Below are 18,372 nucleotides of genomic sequence, written 5' to 3' on the forward strand. Positions count from 1 at the left end.
TACTCGAGTAAACCCAATTCGCTGTGCAGCCTTTAAATGAATGATAGGGTTCGGGATAATTTGGCAATATAAGCCGGAAAATTTTACTGCATTCCGATTCCACCCTGGGAGTACGTCATGTTTAAAGCGCGGAGCATACTTGCAGCTGTTTTGATCTCGTCGGCCGCATCGTCATTTTCCTCGTCAGCGAGAGCCGATTTCATCCTCGATCTGAACCCGGTCGGCCAGAGCGTGAACTTCGACAACGATTCGTTTGCTGCGAATACGGTTTTTCATGGCACCTCGGGATCTGAGATCATCGACTTCAAGGCCAATGTACCCGTAGTCACCGCAAGCGGCGCAGCCTCCATCAATGCTGACTCCAGCGGAAGGCCGCCGGTGACCACGCCGATCAATACCTTGTGGATCACGCCGCAGGACGAGACCGCCTTCAACCTGTTCTCGTTCCGTGGTGCGGTCTTCGGCAACGACGATCAACAGATCAAGGTAACGATCACCGACCAGTTCGATTCGGTGTTTGATTTCCTGATCACCGATAATGGCGACTTCACCCGTATCGGCTTCCAGGCCAAGCCCGGGACCGGTGAGTTGATCAAGACCATCCGGATCGACGGGCTGGGTGCCGGCTTCGATTATTTCAAGCAGCTCGGCTTCGGCTACCAGCCGGATGTCACGGCGGCCGTCCCGGAGCCGTCGACCTGGGCGATGATGATCCTCGGCTTTGCCGGTGTGGGCTTCCTCGCCTATCGCCGGAAGAAGCAGGGCGGCGTGCGGCTAGCCTGAGGCATGCTGGTCGCAGCGTCTGCGATCGAGGCCGCCGGAAACGGCGGCCTTTGCCATATCAGAGCATACGATGCGCCCGCGAAGGGATCGCACGGCGGCAACCAACCGGCTAACGTGAAGCACCCGCTCGCCGCGGGGCCAGAGCGCTCTTCACACTTTTTGCGAAGATGAAATGCGCGGCTACACGCCAAAGGAGAAGTCGAGGATAACCGCTGGCGCCGTGACGGCGCTTGTCGTCGTGGCGTGGCTCTTCGTCATCGCGCTGGCCATGCTGTCCGCGGCCTAATCGACACCGCCGGCGCCGCTTCGGGAACTTTGTTCTGTCTTCCGGGACACACCAGGAACTTTGTTCTCCTCCGGAGAACAACGGATGAATGCGCTCGCCCGCGGCCAAAATGATCTTTCAACCACCCGGTTACTTGCGAAGGATCGGCGCGCCAAAGTTGCTCTGCGACCCCTTACAAAATCTGACACCAGATTACGTTCGGCCCGCAGCAGCGACAGCGCAAGCTGGTCCGTTTCGAGATCGAGCGCGTTTCTGCTCTGCCGGCCGGCATCTGGCAACGTCGGCGGAACTTTGTTCTACTCCGGAAAACCACTGCAAGCAGAGTTCCCATTCATGTCTCGTCAACCATCGCGCGCCGACGGCGCCCGCGTCCTCGCCGACCTCAACGCGTTGCGCGCCATCGGCGCCTACAAGACCGGCGTTCACAAGCCGACTTTTTCGGAACCGCATCTGCAGTCCCTGCAATGGCTGGTGCAACGGTTGCCCGACGGCGGCCTTGCCGGCGAGATCGACGGCATCGGCAACATCCTCGGCACCAGCACCAGGCCCGGCCCGAAACTGCTGGCGGGGTCGCATCTGGAAAGCCAGAACCATGCGGGATGGCTCGATGGACCGCTCGGCGTGGTGTATGCGCTGGAAGCCGCCCGAATCATCAACCGCGATCCGGATATCGACGGCGCGGTCGAAGTGGCGTCATGGTGCGACGAGGAAGGGCATTTCGGCCACTTCCTAGGCAGCCGCTCCTATGTCGGCGGCGTCACCGACGCCGAAATCGACACAGCGCGCGACCGCAGCAATGACCGGAGCATGCGCGAGGCGCTGCGCGACGCCGGCCTCGCCGGCCGTGCCCGCGCGTTGTGCGAACGCGGCCGGCATATCGGCTATCTCGAGGCCCATATCGAACAGGGCGAAACGCTGGAGAGCAGCGGTCTCAAGATCGGCGTCGTCACATCCATCGTCGGGATCTGGCAGTACCGCATCACGTTCACCGGCGAACAGAACCACGCCGGCACCACGCGGATGGCGATCCGCAAGGACGCCGGCCTGGCCCTGGCGCGGTTTTGCGTCGCCATCGACGAACGCTTCCCGGCGTCCTGCGGCCCGCGCACGGTATGGACCACCGGCCGCATCACGCTCGATCCCGGCGCGCCGAGCATCATCCCGGGCGGAGCGGAAATGCTGTTCCAGATCCGCGACGACGATCCGGCCGTGATCGCGCGGCTGGAGGATCTTTTGCACGCCATGGCGGCGGAGGTCGACCGGCAGGGCCGCTGCAGCGTTGCCGTCGAGCGCCTTCGCACCGGCGCGCCGGCGCTGATGGATAATGCGTTCCAGCAGGCCATCGAACAGGCCAGCGCCGCCCTCGCCGGCGGCAAGTCGCAGCGGATGCCGAGTGGCGCCGGTCACGACGCCCAGATTCTCGCGACCGTCATGCCGGCAGGCATGCTGTTCGTGCCCTCGATCGGCGGCATCTCGCACCACTGGACCGAGAACACCGCCGACGCCGACATCGTCACCGGCGCCGAGGTCTTTGTCGAAACCTGTCGAAGGTTGCTGATGCGGTAGCGAAATCCCGCGCCTGCGGCGCGGGCGCCGGCTACATTGAACGGGCAAGGCCGCCGGCGCCCCTGGCGCCACGAGGCGTGGCACAACGCGGGACGACATGGCCGTGGGCACCAAACCGACCCCTTCGATCGCAAAGGTTCCCGCCGGCGTATGGGTCCTCGGCTTCGTCTCGATGCTGATGGATATCTCCTCGGAGATGATCCACGCCCTGCTGCCGATCTACCTGGTCACCGTGCTTGGCGCGTCGATGGCGACCGTCGGTCTCATCGAGGGCATCGCCGAAGCAACCGCCTCCATCACACGGATATTTTCCGGCGCGCTCTCGGACCGGCTCGGCAACCGCAAATGGCTCGCGGCCGCCGGCTACGGTCTGGCGGCGTTCACGAGGCCGGTGTTTCCGCTGGCGCCGACGATCGGCTGGCTGGTGGCGGCGCGTTTTGTCGACCGCATCGGCAAGGGCATTCGCGGCGCCCCTCGCGACGCGCTGGTGGCGGACCTCGCGCCGCCCGGTCTGCGCGGCGCAAGCTTTGGATTGCGCCAGTCGCTGGATACGATCGGCGCCTCCACCGGCCCCCTGCTCGCCATCGCCCTGATGTGGTGGACGTCGGACAACTTCACCGCCGTGTTCTGGTTCGCCGCCCTGCCGGCCTTCATGGCGCTGGCGCTGATCGTTTTCGCCGTGCGCGAACCGGCGCGGCCGCAGGCGCAGCGCATGGTGCAGAACCCGGTCAGTCTGGCCGAGATCCGCAATCTCGGGTCGGCCTTCTGGTGGGTAGTGGCGGTGGCGTGCGCATTTTCGCTGGCGCGCTTCAGCGAGGCATTTCTGGTTCTGCGCGCCCAGAACGTCGGGCTGCCGATCATGCTCACGCCCGTCGTGCTGGTCGTGATGAACGTCGTCTATGCCCTCGCGGCCTATCCGGCCGGCGTCATTTCGGACCGCATCGGCCGCAAGGCCGTGCTGGCCGCCGGCATGGGGCTGCTGATCGCCGCCTGTCTCGCGCTGGCATGGCTGCCGTCGATCGGCGGCGTCGCGCTCGGCGTCGTGCTCTGGGGCCTGCATATGGGGCTGACACAGGGTCTGCTGGCCGCGCTCGTGGCGGACACCGCGCCGGCCGAACTGCGCGGCACGGCCTACGGCTTCTTCAACCTCGTGGCCGGCCTGGCGATGCTTGCCGCCAGCATCATCGCAGGCGTCCTGTGGGATATCGCGGGACCGCAGGGAACATTCCTGGCCGGCGCCGGCTTTGCGCTGGTAGCCCTCGCGGGCCTGCTGGCGGTGCATGGCAGGATCAGCAAGCCCCCCTAGAAAGCCAGGATTCCCTGCTCAGCTTGGCGACAAGGAGTCGCGTCGGACTTTTCTTGCAAACGGCTGAATTTACGGCCATTTGAACGTTCGACGATGTAAAGTTTTCCGTATGTTGTTGCTACAGGCCCTCCCCACCTCGATCGGCGTCGCCGCAATCGCGCCGGCGCTGCTGGTGCTCTGGCTCGTCGTCTCCGCCAACGAGCGCCCCGGCCCACCGACGCGAGTATGGCTCGCGTTCCTGCTCGGCGCGGCCAGCATCTCCCTGCTCGGCATTGCCCGCGCCCCGTTCGCCGCGATCCTCGCGGTGCCCGGGAATCCATGGCTGACGCAAGGCCTGCGCTCGGTGTTCGGCGTCGCCGCCCCCGAGGAAATCGTCAAGATTCTCGTGATCGTGCTGGTGTCGATGCGGCGGCGCAATCTGGCCGACCCGATGGATACCGTGGTCTACGGCGCGGCCGCCGGCCTCGGCTTCGCGGCTTACGAAAACCTCGCTTACCTGGTGCAGCATTCCGACATGTGGCGTTCGCTGGCCGCGTTGCGCAGCGTGCTGACGGTGCCGTTCCACGGCGCGCTCGGCATCATTGCGGGCGCCTATATCGTGATCGCGCGCGCCGGAACCGCGCTCGGCGCCAACCGCCACAACCGCGACTGGGCGAAGATCTCCAGTTGGTGCCTGGCGCTGTTCGCGCCGATCGCGCTGCACGCGGCCTTCGATTTCCCGCTGCTGACCTTGCAGAAACATCCCGATCTCGGCCCGAACACACGCATGCTGCTCGCGGCGGCGAGCCTGCTGATCGGGTTCAGCTCGATCGGATTTGCCATCCGCCTGGTGCGGCGCGTCGGCCGTCACCACGCGCCGCGCACCGAACTGGCGCGCGAGCGGCTGAGCCTGCTGCGGGGAATGTGGGCCCTGCTGCTGGTCGGCAGCGGCGCCGGCTTCGCCGGAGCCGCCTTCGTGCTGACGTCGCTGCACCACTGGTTCGTCAATCCCGAGCGCAACGCGTCGCTGCTGCTGATTCCCCTTGGCCTGACCTCGATCCTGATCGGCCTCGGCCTGCTGCTGGCGACCTCGGCGGTCTACGTGTTCGGCCGCAACCGTATCAGGACGTCCTCGGACGGATTTTCGTCGGCGTCCGGGGCGGGGTGAGCGCCGACGTGTCGTCGTTGGTGTCGCTCAACTTCGCCAGCGAACAAATCCTGCATGCCGGTGGCGCAGCCGAATATGCGCGGCGCGTCGGGAGGCGATCAGACTTGGCTTCTTCGCGTTCCGATCCTAGGCAATTCTAAGCGGAAACCGGACGTTGGCGGAATGCTTGCTTAGGGGCGTCCAAGTGCCAACACTCGACTCCCGATTATGAGACGTCAATCCGCGATAGGTGCGTAGACAGTGTAGGCGAGCTCTAGCCCGCTCCCAACCATCAGTCCGAGTACTTTCAAGGAAATTGCGCCAGTTAATTGCCGAGCGTCACGCCGGCTGCCGATTTGAAGCCCAATATCCGCTCTTCGGTATTCCAGACGATCCCAAGCACTCCGTGCATCGCAAGGCAGTGCTTGGATAAGTTCGGCAATTGCTTGCAGCGTCGATTCAGCAGATGAGAACTGCTCAGCCAATTCTAGCGACGCATCTCCGCCCTCGTGCCGCATAACGACAACGGACGGTGTTACAGCGCTGATAACCTGTTCGATGTCGGCGGCACTTCCGTGCAAATCCAGGTCAACATTGAGGAAAGTCGATTCGATTTGGCTCATCTTGGATTTGTTCTCTCCAGGCACGCAACAACGACCGCAGTTAAACAAAGCCTTGAGCTTTCGAGTTGCCGGTTCAGCGCCGTTTTTAGGACTTCACGTTTTCACACAGCAAAGGTCAAAGCCGACGTCCCGAATGACATCAACTGAGGTCTGCCATTGGTCCACCGGCAGCCATACGCGGGCTGGACGACGGCGCCGCCGTTCGTCGGTCAGCCCCCGGGGCCGTCCCTCATGATGAAGCCCATCAGGTCGCCCACGTTGAGTTCCAATTCACGGATGATGTCCTTGACGACGTCGCCGATCGAGATCACGCCCACGACCTTGCCCGCGTCCAGCACCGGCAGATGGCGAAAACCACGTGCAGACATCATGGCCATGCAGCCGTCCAACCGATCGTCCGGCTTAACCGTCACCGGGTTGCCCGTCATCACCTGGCTCACCGGCGTCTGCTTCGCATCGAGCCCGGGCAGCAGCACTTTGATGGCGCAGTCGCCTTGGGTCACGATACCGACCAGCACGTCGTCATCGATGACCAGCACCGACCGGACGCGGTTGTCACGCATCTGGCGCAAGGCTTCGATGACCATGTCGCCGGAACGAACATGGACCAGGGCGCCACCCTTCTGGGCCAGAGCGCTTTTTACTGTGCTCATCGATTTCCTCTCCTCGCCCTGTCCAAGCCCCGCCTTGATGGTCCGCCTTGAAAGGATAGTCGAAAGATCTTGCCTCGTCAGCACCGTTCCGCCGGCGTGCCGCGCTTGAATCACGCGATTTAGACGCCGGAGATGCGTACCGTGGGGTGCGAGGGTGTCGGCGATAGGCGGGAAGCCGGCCTCCATGCCGCAAGGCTACGCCGGAGCGATCGCTGGCGTCTCCGCCGTGGAAAGCCACCAGCCGTCACCCGCAAACCAACAGCTTTCATCGGGCGATCGGTCGAGGCGAAGCGAACGCACCCTGTTCCAATTCTTCGAAAACGCCTCCTTCAAACGACGGCCTGCTTCCTCGTCCTGGAGACCCACACAGCCGATGAAGGCGGCGCGACTGACAAACTTCGCTGGCCAGGAGGAGCCTTGGTCGGGCCGTGTGATCAGCAACATGCCGCCGAAGACATCCTGGGGAGCGAGCGGAAACAACAGGCGCCCTCCCGGACGCAATGCGTCGAGCCACGCGCGGCTCGGCTGCGCGGCGCCAGCACAAACGTAGATCACGTCCGCTTGCGGCAGGTTCGACGCGACGCCCGATTGCGTTCGCACCTCCGCCTGATGCACGTCTCTGAGATTCTCGCGAGCGCGTGCCGCCAATCCTTCGTCGATTTCATAGCCGTAGACCCGGCCGTCCGCGCCGACGAGATGCGCGAGGATCGCGGTATAGTAGCCGCTGCCCACTCCAACCTGCACCACGGTCTCGGCCGGCTTGATGTTGCAGGCTCCGAGCCAAAGGGCATGCACGCCGGGCATCCCGATATTGATTCCGCGCTCGCGATCCAGCGCGAGCAAGAGGTCTTGGTAGAGAAATGCGGGGTCGTCGTCAGGCGTCTGCACATAGGGGTGGCCGCCCACACCCACCGACCACGGCCCCGGTCCCGCGAAAGGCTCGCGTTTCACCGTGCGAAACGCCTCCTCGATACGTGGATCTTCGAGCCCGGCTGCGGTGCAAATGAGCTTGGCAAAGAATGAGCGATATTTTTCCGAGTCATCCACCGTGTGACCTCTTCGATCTGCGCTAAAAAACGCGGACTGGCTTTTATACGACGACAGGGCTTGCCACCGAGAACGTCTTGTAAACCCGGCGACCGTGTCCGCTGAGGCCCGTCAAGAACGGACATTTGCACTGGGGTCCGGAGCACTTCTCACCGGCGGATACTACGTGGCCGGTGATCGGTTCGCTTGATCCCAGACGGCATCAAACTCGGCCTTCGAGATTTCTTTCACAGAGACATTTTCCTGCGCGTTGATGTCCGCGAGCAGCGGGATCGAAGCTTCGGGCATCACGTCCCGCCAATTTTCGCTGGCGTAGCTGTATGCTTCGTATCGTCCGTCACGATATTTTCTGACGCATCGAATCGACCACCGGGATGCGTCCAACTCATCATAATATTCGCGCGGTTCATCCTCCGTCGCGTCGATCCAGACGCCATAAAAATAGCTTGCGGGCGGACCAAGCTGTGGTGGTCCAGGCAGCTCAGATTTAGCGGGGCTACGGGTCACGTCCGATATCCTGCGATCAACGTGTCCACCTACTAAGTGCCTTTGATGGTACCGGTTCCTCCAATAGACGATGCAGCGGGAACCCCTGTGGCGGGCCCTCCAACCGGGGCACCATCTTGAGCTGCACCGGATTCTCGTTGTGCGGAGTGGCGTCCGAGAATGTAGCCCGAAAGGCCACCCAAGAGTGCAGCCAGCTCTTTGCCTTCAAGGATCTTCAGTACCCCGAAGAGGATGATGGCAATTACTAGCGAGAATAGCGTAATAAACTGAATACCAGATTCTCCGGTAAAGATTGCCTCCTGTACCTTTGGCGACCTGAACGCGACTCCAAAGAAACCAATGATCACCGCACCTACCAATATCGCGAAGATGTAGGTTGACCTATCCGTATAACCGATGCTCAGAATTTCCGTTTGCAGCAAAGAGTTCGACTGCTCGTCCATCTCAACTAACGATTGGTCCAGATTTCGCAATGTGGTCTGCGCGAGAGCAATAACCGCATCGACTTTCCGAAGAGTGCCGTTTAGGTCATCCATTTCCTTCTGAGTTGTGGTGCCGGCGCTCAATAATTCCGCCTTCTTTTGCTCAAAGAGAGGAAGTTGCGCCTGTCTCTGTTTCAAATCCAATTCTGTCTCGGCGATTTCGGTACTGAGTGCTCGCTTCTCGGACTCGGAAATGCTCTCCGATCGTTTCTTTAATGCTTCAAGATCGGTCCTCTTAATTTCGATTTGTTGCTTCAATCGTTCTTGTTCAACGCCGAGTAGCTCGGCCTGCAATTTGTTTGAGGAGCCCGACTGAATCGAGTTCTGCATTTGTTGGAGTTGAGAAGCTAAAGAGAGCTTGTATTGCCGAAAACTTTCAAGGAGAGCTCTTAACTCCAATGATCTTTTGTTGAGCCGAAGACGCAACAATCGGATGTTTTTGAACTCGCGCGCTCTCTGCTTCTCATCGACGTCCTTGGACATCTCTTGCTGTGCCTGGGCAACCAGTTTAGCTGTGTCAGCTATAATCGTAACGTCCCCGATCTGACTCAATTTTGCGTCGACGGCTGGGCCTTCCGCTTCCTGCGCGTGACTATCAACGCTAGTAAGGACGGTCAGCACGACCAGCATAGCTGTTGCTTTCAACATGGACTGTCTCTCCCCGAGATAAAGTCACAACCAAAAGTATATATTTCAACAGATAATCGCGTCAATCGAGAACGGGGCACGCACTTTAGCCAAGAACCGTCAACGCGAGAGCAGCGCCGGCCGCGATATCATACCGGCTAAGCGAAGCGCTCCGGTTGGGGTAGCGGATGCACATCAGGCCGAAGCTGTCCGCGCCGGGCGAAATCCAATCGTGGTTCGGCCCGGGTGAACGTCCGCGCATTCCGTCGTTGATCTCGCTCAACATGGCCCGCAAACAAAATTTCGCAAGCTGGTGGTACACGCGCTATATTGGTTTAATCAGCACGGCCCTGCATCGGGAGTTCCCAGTGACCCTTCCTCAAGACACCCCTCCGGACATCGCCAAACTGCAATCGCAGATGAACGCCGCCGTGAAAGAGCACTGGAAGGCATTCCTGTTCGAGGGCATCGTGCTCGCGCTGCTCGGGCTGGCTGCGATGATCGTGCCGCCGCTGGCGAGTCTGGCCACTGCCATCTTCCTCGGCTGGATGTTCTTGATCAGCGGCGTCGTCGGGCTGTTCGCCACGTACTGGGCGCGGCAGATGCCGGGCTTCTGGTGGTCGCTGTTTTCGGCCGCGCTGGCCGTGCTGGCCGGCGGCATGCTGCTCGCCAACCCCGTTCAGGGCATCGTCACGCTCACCATCGTGGTCGGCGCCTATTTCCTGGCCGAGGGCGTCGTCACCATCATGTATGCGCTGGAGCACCGCCGCGAATTGTCGGAGCGCTGGGGCTGGCTCGTGATGTCGGGCATCATGGACCTCGTGATCGCCTTCATCATCGTCGCAGGGCTCCCGGAGACGTCGCAATGGGCGATCGGCCTCCTGGTCGGGATCAATCTCGTGCTCGGCGGCGCGTCGCTGGTCGGCATGGCGCTGGCGGCCCGCAAGGCGTCCTGAGCCCGGCGGATTAGAGAGCGCTTTCAAGCGAAAGCCTGCCCCGGACTTGATCCGGGGGTGGGGACCGGCTCGCGTCTAGAAAACGCGTCAAACCAAAACCTGGAGCCCGTTCCGATGCAATCGGAGCGGAAAAGGCTCCAGGGGGTGACAAGCCCCGGCCGCTGCGCTATAGAGCCCGCCATGATCATGATCGCCGCCAACAGCTATTGGTATTTTAGCTACGACAGCTCGCTGGCGGTGGGAGGATCGCGCTCAATCTGACGAATTGAAGCCAAAACATCCGAACAGCCGCCAGATCCTGGCGGCTTTTTTATTGGCCGGCAGGTTCTTACACAAACAGGAGCCATAGCCGTGCTGAGCACCACCGACGACCTTCGAATTAGCGAACTGAAAGAACTGAGCACCCCGCAGGAGGTGATGGGCGAGATCCCGCGCACGCTCACCGCGACGCGGGTGGCGATGGCGGCGCGCAACGCCATCCATGCCATCCTGCACGGGACGGACGACCGGCTGCTGGTCGTGGTCGGTCCCTGCTCGGTCCACGATCCCGTGGCCGCCGTCGAATACGCTGAGCGCCTCGCCGCCTTGCGCGAACAGCTCGCCGACCGCCTCGAGATCGTGATGCGGGTCTATTTCGAGAAGCCGCGCACCACGGTGGGATGGAAGGGGCTGATCAACGATCCCAACCTCGATGGCTCTTTCGACATCAACAAGGGATTGCGGCTGGCGCGCAACGTGCTTTCGGCGGTGAACAATCTCGGCCTGCCGGCCGGCACCGAATTCCTCGACATGACGACGCCGCAGTACATCGCCGACCTGATGGCATGGGCCGCGATCGGCGCGCGCACCACCGAGAGCCAGATCCATCGCGAGCTGGCGTCCGGCCTGTCCTGCCCGGTCGGCTTCAAGAACGGCACCGACGGCAATATCCGCATCGCGGCCGATGCCGTGAAGTCCGCCTCGCATCCGCACCATTTCATGGCGGTGACCAAGGGCGGACGCTCGGCGATCGCGGCGACCACCGGGAACGAGGACTGCCACATCATCCTGCGCGGCGGCAACCAGCCGAACTACGACCGCGACAGCGTCGAGGCCGCGTGCCGCGAACTGATCCGCGCCGGCGTCGCGCCGCGGCTGATGATCGACACCAGCCACGCCAACAGCTCCAAGAAGCCGGAGAACCAGCCGCTGGTGGTGGCCGACATCGCGCGGCAAATTGCGAACGGCGAGCAGCGCATCACCGGCGTCATGATCGAGAGCAACCTGGTCGCCGGCCGCCAGGACGTCATCCCGGGCAAGCCGCTGGTCTACGGCCAGAGCATCACCGACGGCTGCATCGACTGGGACACGACGGTGTCCGCGCTGAACGTGCTGGCCGATGCGGTGGCGGCGCGGCGCAAGGCGAAGTCAAGCAAGGTGCCGGAGGAGCGTTCGGCGTAGTCGACCGGAGATAATGAAGCAGGGACGCGCGACCGGCGCGCCCTGCTCACGTCAGAGCCGCCGCGTGCCAGGACAAAATCGTGCCGGCTGTGGCTTACGTCACACGAAGACGTGTCGCATCGCAATATACGTTCCTGCCAACGGTGAGGCCCGCTCGACCGCAGCGGACACACCCAGAAAGGTTTGCGATGACGCCAAAGATATCGAACAGAAATGCCCCGACCGCTCTACTGCTTTTGATCGCAGCGCTGCTGGTCCCGAATGTTGCCTTTAGCGCCGCGCAGGATCGCGTCCAGTTTTGCTGGGCGATGGGAAAATTCGATCATACGATCTACTTCGCCGAGGTCGAGAACCGCGAGGATCGTCAGGCCAGCTTCGATACACTGCTGGAGATTTCCGGGATCGATCATCATGCCGTGGCATGCAGGACATCAGACGCGGCAACGCACCGTCGGACGCGCGCGGCCTTGTTCAAGGAGTGGCGCGAGTCCGAGTTCGAAATCGTCAACACGACGTTTATGTCGGACCTTGACTATTAGAACCGGAAAGCCACACAAGCCATTGAATCAAAGTATCTTTCTTCACAGCATGCACCCCCCCGTTTCTACTTTGCATGGGGTTGTTTTCGATATTTTGATCCCAGCCGCATGCGCGGCTGCTTGCCGACTGTCATCATGCCCGCGGTCGAGCGCAAGGCGTGGCGGACGCTCGTGGCCTTCATGTCGGCAAGAGCTCGGCTAGCAGCCGCGGCAGATGCTCTTGATCTTGCGGTCGAGCGCCAGGTCTTCCTTGGTCGGCGTGCTTGGGTCGCTCAGGTTCTTCTGGTTCGGCAGGTCGCTCGGACGCGGCTGCCGGTTACCGACCGGCGTCCGGACCGCCGCGCCGCTACCGCCGGAATTCTTCTGAACCGACGAGGAGCCCTGCGCCAACGCATCCGCCCCGCCGATCAGGACGACCAGTGCCATCGAGAGGATCGTCGTTCGCATGTTTGTTCTCCCGTTCTCTTTCTCTGTCATCGCGCCGGCACGTCGATCGTCGCGCAGTTGCGACGTCCCTGGCCGGCGCAGTCCTGCGCCTTTCGTACATCGGCCATCGTGCCAAGCAACCAGATTCCGGCCGCCACCAGCACCACGAAGAAGCCGAGCAATACGGCATTCTCAACGCCGCGATGGCTCTCGTCTTCCGGCGGCTCCCGCTTGCCCTCATCGTTCTCCGCCATCGCAGCTCACGGCTTTGGCGGATAGAGGTGAACGTCGCCGCAATAGTCCGTGACACGATATCCCGTTTCGCCCTGGCCCGGTTCACATCCCTGCGAACCGTCCTGCGACAAATAATGCGGGCCGATCGGCGCCTTTCCATGGCCGCCGGGAATATCCAGCACATATTCCGGCTGGCACAGGCCGGAGACGCGACCGCGCAGGCGGCGCATCAACGCCTGACCTTCCGCGATGCTGGTGCGCAGATGCGCCGTCCCCGGCGCGAGGTCGCCATGGTGCAGGTAATACGGCTTGATCCGGTTCTCGACGAAGGCCCGCATCAAGGCTTCCAGCACGGCCGCATCGTCATTGACGCCGCGCAGCAGCACGGTCTGGCTGACCAGCGGAATGCCGGCATCCGCAAGCTGCGCGCAGGCCGTGCGCGCGGTATCGGACAATTCGCGCGGATGGTTGGCATGAACCGCGATCCAGGTGGTCGCGCCCGCGACGCGCAATGCCGCGACCATCTCCGCATCGATGCGCGCCGGCGCCGCCACCGGCACGCGGGTGTGGATGCGGACGATCTTGACGTGATCGATGGCCGCAAGGTCGGCCATGATCTCGGCCAGCCGCCGCGGCGACAGCATCAGCGGATCGCCGCCGGTCAGGATCACTTCCCAGATTTCGCGATGCCCGCTTATATAGTCCAGCGCGTCGCGATAGGCCGCCTCCGAAAGCGCGCTCTCCTTGCCGGGACCGACCATTTCGCGGCGGAAGCAGAACCGGCAATACACCGCGCAGACATGCACCAGCTTGAACAGCACGCGGTCGGGATAGCGATGCACGATGCCGGGAACGGGCGAATGCGCGTCATCACCGATCGGATCGGCATTTTCGCCCGGCGCGCCCACCAGTTCCAGCGCGCTTGGAATGAATTGCCGCGCGATCGGATCGTCAGGATTTTCGGTGTCGATCAACCCGGCGATCTCGGGCGTCACGGCAACCGCATAGCGCGCCGCGACCCGTTCGAGATCGGCCAGATCGGCTGTTTTCGCCAGGCCGCGCGCGACGAGGTCGGCAGGTTGCCGCAGCGTGGCTGCCAGTTTTGGATCGATCCTGTTCATCGCTCTGTCTAAGTCTCTCCCGCCGGCGGCGTCCATACCACCTGATCGACCCGCAGCGCACCTGCCGCCAGCATCACCAGCCTGTCGAAGCCGAGCGCCACGCCGCTCGACGGCGGCATCGCGGCGACGGCGGCGAGGAACTCCTCGTCGAGAGGATAGCGCTCGCCGTAGCGGCGCTCCTTCTCGTCCATGTCGGCGGTGAAACGGCGGCGCTGCTCGGCCGCGTCCGTCAGTTCGCCGAACCCGTTGGCGAGCTCGACGCCGCAGGCATAGACCTCAAACCGTTCGGCCACCCGTGGATCGGCCGCCTTGGTGCGCGCCAGCGCCGCCTCCGGCGCCGGATATTCGAATAGCACGGTCAAACGCCCCTGCCCCAGGTTCGGTTCGACATGCTCGACCAGCACCTTGCTGAAAATATCCGACCAAGTGTCGTCATCGCTGATCCGTACCCGCTCACGCGCCGCCGCCGCAAGCGCCGCGCGGTCACCCGCGCCGCGGACGATGGTGGCCAGCAGATCGATCCCGGCAAAGCGTTCGAATGCCTGGGCCACCGTCAGCATATGCGGCTCCGCAAACGGATCGGCCAGCTTGCCGCGGAACGAGAACAGGCCGATCCCGGTCGCCTGCGCGGCGTATGCGATCACCGCAAAGGTGTCGGCCATCACCGCATCATAACTCGCTTCCGCGCGGTACCATTCGAGCATCGTGAATTCCGGCAGATGCAGGTCGCCGCGCTCGCGGTCGCGGAACACGCGTGCGAGCTCGAAAATCCTGGCCTCACCGGCGGCGAGCAGTTTTTTGGCGGCAAACTCCGGTGACGTTCGCAAGTACCGCGTCGCGCGCGCGCCGTCGCCGCCGGTCAGTTCCGTGCGCGGCGCATGGAGATGCGTCTCATTGCCCGGTGATACCTGCAAGATGGCCGTCTCGACCTCGGTAAATCCCTGCGCATCGAACCAGGCCCGCACCGCGCGCGTAATCGCACCTCGCGCCAGCAGAAATGGTCTCCGGTCGGCATGCCGCGCGGGCGACCACCAGGGCGACGGCTGGTCCATCCCGGCCATCAGCCCCGATCCTCGCGCAGCCGCGCCGGACGTTTCGCCGAGCCCAACAGAGCGTTCCAGGAACCGGAAAACAGCATTGAAATCGTTCGACTTTGTTTGGGGTATGAAAGCGACATGGCTTAGAACCCGCGTGGGCTCCGTCCTGTCATGGCGAAACCGGCTCCGCTTGTCCATTGCGCAATAGCGGTCCATTTCGACGGCGGATCGGGCAATACCCGAGCAAAACAGGGCCATTGCGGCCCTTAGCCATGCCGCCCGATATGGCGGCAAAACGCTGGCATCGACGGGCAAAATCAGTATGTTGCAGCCCGAAACCGCCCCTTTGGCCGCACGGACGCCGATGTCCGGATTGCCGGGGCCAGAAATTCAGGAAAACCGCTTTGAAAGTCATCGCCAGTTCAATCCGCAAGGGCAACGTCATCGAGCAGGACGGCAAGCTCTACGTCGTCCTCACCGCCGAAAACATCCATCCCGGCAAGGGAACGCCGGTCAGCCAGATCGAAATGCGACGGATCGGCGATGGCGTGAAGATTTCGGAACGCTACAAGACCACCGACCAGGTCGAGAAGGCCACCGTCGAGGATCACAATTTCAATTACCTGTACGAAGATGCCGACGGCTTTCATTTCATGAACAACGAGACCTATGACCAGGTCCAGGTCTCCAAGGAAATCGTCGGTTCGTCCGCGCCCTATCTGCAGGAGAACATGACCGTCAAACTGTCGCTGCACGACATGAATCCGGTCGCGATCCAGCTGCCGCAGCGTACGACGCTGGAAGTTGTGGAGACCGAGCCGGTCACCAAGGGTCAGACCGCGTCTTCCTCCTATAAACCTGCTATTCTGTCGAACGGCGTGCGCACCGCTGTGCCGCCGCATATCGGTACCGGAACGCGGATCGTGGTCATGACCGAGGACGGCTCCTACGTCGAACGCGCCAAGGATTGAGCCGAGGACGAACGGCGCGCCCGACGGTATTTGAAGCAAAGTGCGTAATGGTGCGCGTGAAGAGCGCGCACCATAATCAAGCGATTTTAAGCAGCGGTTCTGTTGGATCAAGACCGGTCTTTTTTGAAATCCGGGTACGCCTGGGGGCAATTGCATTGAACAGGGTGGCTGTCCGCTTGCTCACGCGTTGGCTGGCGGTCGTTTGTTTGCTCTCCGCCGGCCTCGCCGGCGCCGCCGCCGAACCGTTCAGGACACCGTCGATCTCATCCGTCCGCGTCGAATGGCGGGCGGCGCTCGATCAACTCCGCAACGAGATCGCACCCCGTCCGGCGATCGCCTCCCGGTTCAGCTTCGCGACCCAGCGACGCGGGCCGGCGTCCGATCCGCGCGCGATGCCCGCGCTGGTGCAGCTGAACGCGATCAACGCGAAAATCTTTACCGGGATCGGACGCAGCCCGGTGCCGGTGCTGTTGCCGTTCGATACCGCGGGCTATCTCGAAGATGAGGCCGAGGGCGCGCCATTGCCGCTGTCGCGCTATCAGGCCGACTTCCGTCCCGCAGACATGTTGCATGCCGGTCCCGCCGGCTACGATGCGGTGTTCTCGCTGCCGGCGGGCGCGGGTCCGTCACGAATTTTCGACAGGCCGGTCGAGGTGCAGATCACCGGCTCGATCCTCGTCTACGATCTCGCCGATCCGCTCGGCGGCAAGGGCGAGCCGGTAAAGGCGCTGGCGGCGCAGTTTCCCGACATCCGCCGCTTCATTCGCGAAGGCTATGTGCGCTACGCCTTCACGCGCTTCGGCGTGCCCTATGTGGTGTCGATCCAGTGCCTCGACTCCGCGCCACGCCCGCGGCGGCTGGCCTGCCGCGAGGCCTACCCCGTTGCCGAGCGTTTCCTGAAAGCCTTGCGCATCACGGGCGGGCAACCCTCCGCGCCGCGCCGTGACATTCCGTCCGAGATCGCCGAACGCCCGGCGGCGGCTTCGCCCGACTTCAGCTATTACCCCGTTGGCGACATCATCGCGCGCAGCAGCGTGCGCCGACGCGGCGGACGCGCCGATTCCGTCGCCTATTCGCAAATCCGTTTTCCGCTGGAAAAATTCCCCGCCGCCATCCGCTCGCAATCCTTTGGCGGGAAGAATTCGGCGGCAGGCCGCGGCGTCTATCCCTGGCGCGACAGTTTTTGCGAGGCCCGCAGTTTTCAGGTCGGCCAATGCGCCGCCGGTTTTGGGCATCAGGGCCAGGACATCCGCCCCGCGCCCTGCGCGCCGAACAGCGGCAACGACAGCGCCTGTCATCCGCGGAAGCAGGTCGTCGTGGCCGTCCGCGACGGCGTCCTGATCCGCTCGCCCAAACAGCAGGCGGCGACGCTGCAGATCAACACAGGCAAAGAGCACATCCGCTTTCGCTACATGCACATGCACCCGTCGGCCATGGATGCGGACGGCGTTCTCAACGGCCGTCGCGTCGCCGAGGGCGAAAAGATCGGCGTGGTCTCCAACTATCTCGATTTTCCGAACGGCACTTCGTACCACCTGCACTTCGACATTCAGGTGTTCACGCGCGACGGCTGGATCTGGGTCAATCCCTACACGACGCTGATCGCATCCTATGAACGCCTGATCCGCGGCCGCGGCCGCGAGATCGGCACCGACCCGCCGGCCACCGCCGCCGTGGCGCATACTATGCCGCACAATGTGCTGCGCCATAGCGCACGGCAAGGCGAAGGCCGGGAGAACTAGTCGAGGCGCCTGTTGCGCTGTCGCGCGCGTAGTTCGCGGGGGGAATGACCCGTGGCCCTGCGCATCGCCCTGGCCAGTGCAGATCCGGACTCGAAGCCGACACGCCAGGCGATCTCGCCGACCTGCAACGTCGTCTCGATCAGCATCTCTTCGGCCAGGCGGATTCTCTGCCGCTCCTGATACCCTGCGATCGAGACGCCGGACCACTGCCGAAAGCGTCGCGTCAGGTGTCTTCTAGAGAGGCCAAATCTCTGCGCAATCGCATCCAGCGACACATCTTCAGCGATGCGTTCGTCGATGAAGGAACGGACATCGGACATCAGCATTTCGCCGTAATCGCGCGTGCTGGCGTCCGGGAGCGGCTCGGTTCGCTCGATATGAGCGAGAAGGCGGAAAAGCAATGCAGCGGCCAGATGAGGAGCCGTCAGCCCGGCGTTCGAGACTTCGCCGCCCGCCGCCGAGCAAAGGCGTTGCAAGGCGCGAATGTCGGCCGTGACCGGGAAGACAACAGCGCCGCCCGCAGGTTGGTCCAGCCGCGTCAGCGTGCCAAGGGACGCCTGTGCTCCCGCAATCAGGGCATCCGAAACATAGACCGCGAGGTGCCGATGTCCCGTCCCGGCCGTCGTTTCGTGCATCCGGGTCTTGGGCACGACGACGAAGCGGTCCTGGGCGAGCCATGTTCCGGCATGCCGGGATTCGTCTCTGAACTCCACCGAGCCGCTGACCGGCAGCAGGATCATCGCGCAATCGTGCCAGTGCCATTGCGTTCGGTAACGCTGGCCGCCGCCGTCGACCATGAAGCATCGCTCGCCCGCGGCCAACAGGCGCGACGCCGGCACATCCAGGCGGATCTGGTCATACGATCGAAGCACGGTTCGATTTTTATCACGGCTGACCTTG

19 protein-coding genes are annotated in these 18,372 nt (G+C 62.9%); 9 read left to right on the plus strand and 10 right to left on the minus strand.

Features of this window, described 5'->3' with window-relative positions; genetic code table 11:
• Positions 1 to 117 precede the first annotated feature (117 nt).
• From QUH67_RS18765 to QUH67_RS18780, 4 genes are all read left to right on the plus strand, one after another.
• Complete coding sequence (locus tag QUH67_RS18765; RefSeq protein WP_300940264.1) at positions 118 to 783, plus strand: PEPxxWA-CTERM sorting domain-containing protein; 666 nt, start codon at positions 118 to 120, stop codon at positions 781 to 783.
• A gap of 619 nt (positions 784 to 1,402) precedes the next feature.
• Complete coding sequence (locus QUH67_RS18770) at positions 1,403 to 2,635, plus strand: Zn-dependent hydrolase (protein ID WP_300940265.1); 1,233 nt, start codon at positions 1,403 to 1,405, stop codon at positions 2,633 to 2,635.
• A 97-nt stretch (positions 2,636 to 2,732) separates the two neighbouring features.
• Positions 2,733 to 3,941 carry an MFS transporter gene (locus QUH67_RS18775; RefSeq protein ID WP_300940266.1) on the plus strand — a complete coding sequence of 403 codons (1,209 nt, stop codon included), beginning with the start codon at positions 2,733 to 2,735 and terminating at the stop codon, positions 3,939 to 3,941.
• 109 nt (positions 3,942 to 4,050) lie between these two features.
• The gene (locus tag QUH67_RS18780) at positions 4,051 to 5,088 is read left to right on the plus strand and encodes a PrsW family glutamic-type intramembrane protease (protein WP_300940267.1); all 1,038 of its coding nucleotides are present in this window, start codon (positions 4,051 to 4,053) and stop codon (positions 5,086 to 5,088) included.
• A gap of 215 nt (positions 5,089 to 5,303) precedes the next feature.
• On the opposite strand, the gene QUH67_RS18785 is transcribed toward QUH67_RS18780, so the two are convergent.
• The 5 genes from QUH67_RS18785 to QUH67_RS18805 form a co-directional block, all read right to left on the minus strand.
• On the minus strand, positions 5,304 to 5,690 hold the full coding sequence (locus QUH67_RS18785) for a hypothetical protein (RefSeq protein ID WP_300940268.1): 387 nt from the start codon (positions 5,688 to 5,690) through the stop codon (positions 5,304 to 5,306).
• 209 nt (positions 5,691 to 5,899) lie between these two features.
• Positions 5,900 to 6,343, minus strand: coding sequence for a CBS domain-containing protein (locus tag QUH67_RS18790; RefSeq protein WP_300940269.1), 444 nt, complete (start codon positions 6,341 to 6,343; stop codon positions 5,900 to 5,902).
• 195 nt (positions 6,344 to 6,538) lie between these two features.
• Positions 6,539 to 7,390 carry a protein-L-isoaspartate O-methyltransferase family protein gene (locus QUH67_RS18795; protein ID WP_300940270.1) on the minus strand — a complete coding sequence of 284 codons (852 nt, stop codon included), beginning with the start codon at positions 7,388 to 7,390 and terminating at the stop codon, positions 6,539 to 6,541.
• 162 nt (positions 7,391 to 7,552) lie between these two features.
• The gene (locus tag QUH67_RS18800; RefSeq protein WP_300940271.1) at positions 7,553 to 7,897 is read right to left on the minus strand and encodes a DUF6881 domain-containing protein; all 345 of its coding nucleotides are present in this window, start codon (positions 7,895 to 7,897) and stop codon (positions 7,553 to 7,555) included.
• Positions 7,898 to 7,929: 32 nt separating this feature from the next.
• On the minus strand, positions 7,930 to 9,027 hold the full coding sequence (locus QUH67_RS18805; RefSeq protein ID WP_300940272.1) for a hypothetical protein: 1,098 nt from the start codon (positions 9,025 to 9,027) through the stop codon (positions 7,930 to 7,932).
• A 347-nt stretch (positions 9,028 to 9,374) separates the two neighbouring features.
• Here QUH67_RS18805 and QUH67_RS18810 point away from each other — a divergent pair, with 347 nt between their 5' ends.
• The 3 genes from QUH67_RS18810 (at position 9,375) to QUH67_RS18820 (ending at position 11,941) form a co-directional block, all read left to right on the plus strand.
• Positions 9,375 to 9,962, plus strand: coding sequence for an HdeD family acid-resistance protein (locus tag QUH67_RS18810; RefSeq protein WP_300940273.1), 588 nt, complete (start codon positions 9,375 to 9,377; stop codon positions 9,960 to 9,962).
• Positions 9,963 to 10,313: 351 nt separating this feature from the next.
• Positions 10,314 to 11,402 carry a 3-deoxy-7-phosphoheptulonate synthase gene (locus QUH67_RS18815; protein WP_300940274.1) on the plus strand — a complete coding sequence of 363 codons (1,089 nt, stop codon included), beginning with the start codon at positions 10,314 to 10,316 and terminating at the stop codon, positions 11,400 to 11,402.
• A gap of 236 nt (positions 11,403 to 11,638) precedes the next feature.
• Entirely contained in the window at positions 11,639 to 11,941 is a 303-nt protein-coding gene (locus tag QUH67_RS18820) for a hypothetical protein (RefSeq protein WP_300940275.1), read from the plus strand.
• Positions 11,942 to 12,139: 198 nt separating this feature from the next.
• Here the strand turns inward: QUH67_RS18820 and QUH67_RS18825 are convergent, their stop codons facing one another.
• The 4 genes from QUH67_RS18825 to epmA are packed head-to-tail and all read right to left on the minus strand — an operon-like array spanning position 12,140 to position 14,783.
• Positions 12,140 to 12,388, minus strand: a complete 249-nt coding sequence (locus QUH67_RS18825) for a hypothetical protein (RefSeq protein WP_300940276.1) — start codon at positions 12,386 to 12,388, stop codon at positions 12,140 to 12,142.
• Positions 12,389 to 12,414: 26 nt separating this feature from the next.
• Positions 12,415 to 12,621, minus strand: coding sequence for a hypothetical protein (locus tag QUH67_RS18830; protein ID WP_300940277.1), 207 nt, complete (start codon positions 12,619 to 12,621; stop codon positions 12,415 to 12,417).
• A gap of 6 nt (positions 12,622 to 12,627) precedes the next feature.
• Positions 12,628 to 13,722, minus strand: a complete 1,095-nt coding sequence (locus tag QUH67_RS18835) for a lysine-2,3-aminomutase-like protein (RefSeq protein WP_300940278.1) — start codon at positions 13,720 to 13,722, stop codon at positions 12,628 to 12,630.
• Positions 13,723 to 13,730: 8 nt separating this feature from the next.
• Positions 13,731 to 14,783 carry an EF-P lysine aminoacylase EpmA gene (gene epmA, locus QUH67_RS18840; RefSeq protein WP_300940280.1) on the minus strand — a complete coding sequence of 351 codons (1,053 nt, stop codon included), beginning with the start codon at positions 14,781 to 14,783 and terminating at the stop codon, positions 13,731 to 13,733.
• Between the two features lie 380 nt (positions 14,784 to 15,163).
• Here epmA and efp point away from each other — a divergent pair, with 380 nt between their 5' ends.
• Both efp and QUH67_RS18850 read left to right on the plus strand, forming a co-directional pair.
• Positions 15,164 to 15,730 (plus strand): elongation factor P, encoded by a 567-nt coding sequence (gene efp / locus QUH67_RS18845; protein WP_300940281.1) that lies wholly within the window; start codon positions 15,164 to 15,166, stop codon positions 15,728 to 15,730.
• A 176-nt stretch (positions 15,731 to 15,906) separates the two neighbouring features.
• Entirely contained in the window at positions 15,907 to 17,472 is a 1,566-nt protein-coding gene (locus tag QUH67_RS18850) for a M23 family metallopeptidase (protein WP_300940282.1), read from the plus strand.
• Here the strand turns inward: QUH67_RS18850 and QUH67_RS18855 are convergent.
• Entirely contained in the window at positions 17,469 to 18,269 is an 801-nt protein-coding gene (locus tag QUH67_RS18855; protein ID WP_300940284.1) for an AraC family transcriptional regulator, read from the minus strand. The genes QUH67_RS18850 and QUH67_RS18855 overlap by 4 nt on opposite strands.
• Positions 18,270 to 18,372: the final 103 nt, after the last annotated feature.

This window comes from Bradyrhizobium roseum, from assembly GCF_030413175.1.
Classification (GTDB): domain Bacteria; phylum Pseudomonadota; class Alphaproteobacteria; order Rhizobiales; family Xanthobacteraceae; genus Bradyrhizobium; species Bradyrhizobium roseum.

Bases quoted from the DNA above. Each gene is read 5' to 3' on its own strand.
- QUH67_RS18790 (WP_300940269.1), bottom strand. From the start codon at position 6,343: ATGAGCACAGTAAAAAGCGCTCTGGCCCAGAAGGGTGGCGCCCTGGTC.
- QUH67_RS18770 (WP_300940265.1), top strand. From the start codon at position 1,403: ATGTCTCGTCAACCATCGCGCGCCGACGGCGCCCGCGTCCTCGCCGAC.
- QUH67_RS18785 (WP_300940268.1), bottom strand. From the start codon at position 5,690: ATGAGCCAAATCGAATCGACTTTCCTCAATGTTGACCTGGATTTGCAC.
- QUH67_RS18855 (WP_300940284.1), bottom strand. From the start codon at position 18,269: ATGGTCGACGGCGGCGGCCAGCGTTACCGAACGCAATGGCACTGGCAC.
- QUH67_RS18830 (WP_300940277.1), bottom strand. From the start codon at position 12,621: ATGGCGGAGAACGATGAGGGCAAGCGGGAGCCGCCGGAAGACGAGAGC.
- QUH67_RS18780 (WP_300940267.1), top strand. From the start codon at position 4,051: ATGTTGTTGCTACAGGCCCTCCCCACCTCGATCGGCGTCGCCGCAATC.
- QUH67_RS18835 (WP_300940278.1), bottom strand. From the start codon at position 13,722: ATGAACAGGATCGATCCAAAACTGGCAGCCACGCTGCGGCAACCTGCC.
- QUH67_RS18765 (WP_300940264.1), top strand. From the start codon at position 118: ATGTTTAAAGCGCGGAGCATACTTGCAGCTGTTTTGATCTCGTCGGCC.
- epmA (WP_300940280.1), bottom strand. From the start codon at position 14,783: ATGGCCGGGATGGACCAGCCGTCGCCCTGGTGGTCGCCCGCGCGGCAT.
- QUH67_RS18825 (WP_300940276.1), bottom strand. From the start codon at position 12,388: ATGCGAACGACGATCCTCTCGATGGCACTGGTCGTCCTGATCGGCGGG.
- QUH67_RS18805 (WP_300940272.1), bottom strand. From the start codon at position 9,027: ATGTTGAAAGCAACAGCTATGCTGGTCGTGCTGACCGTCCTTACTAGC.
- QUH67_RS18775 (WP_300940266.1), top strand. From the start codon at position 2,733: ATGGCCGTGGGCACCAAACCGACCCCTTCGATCGCAAAGGTTCCCGCC.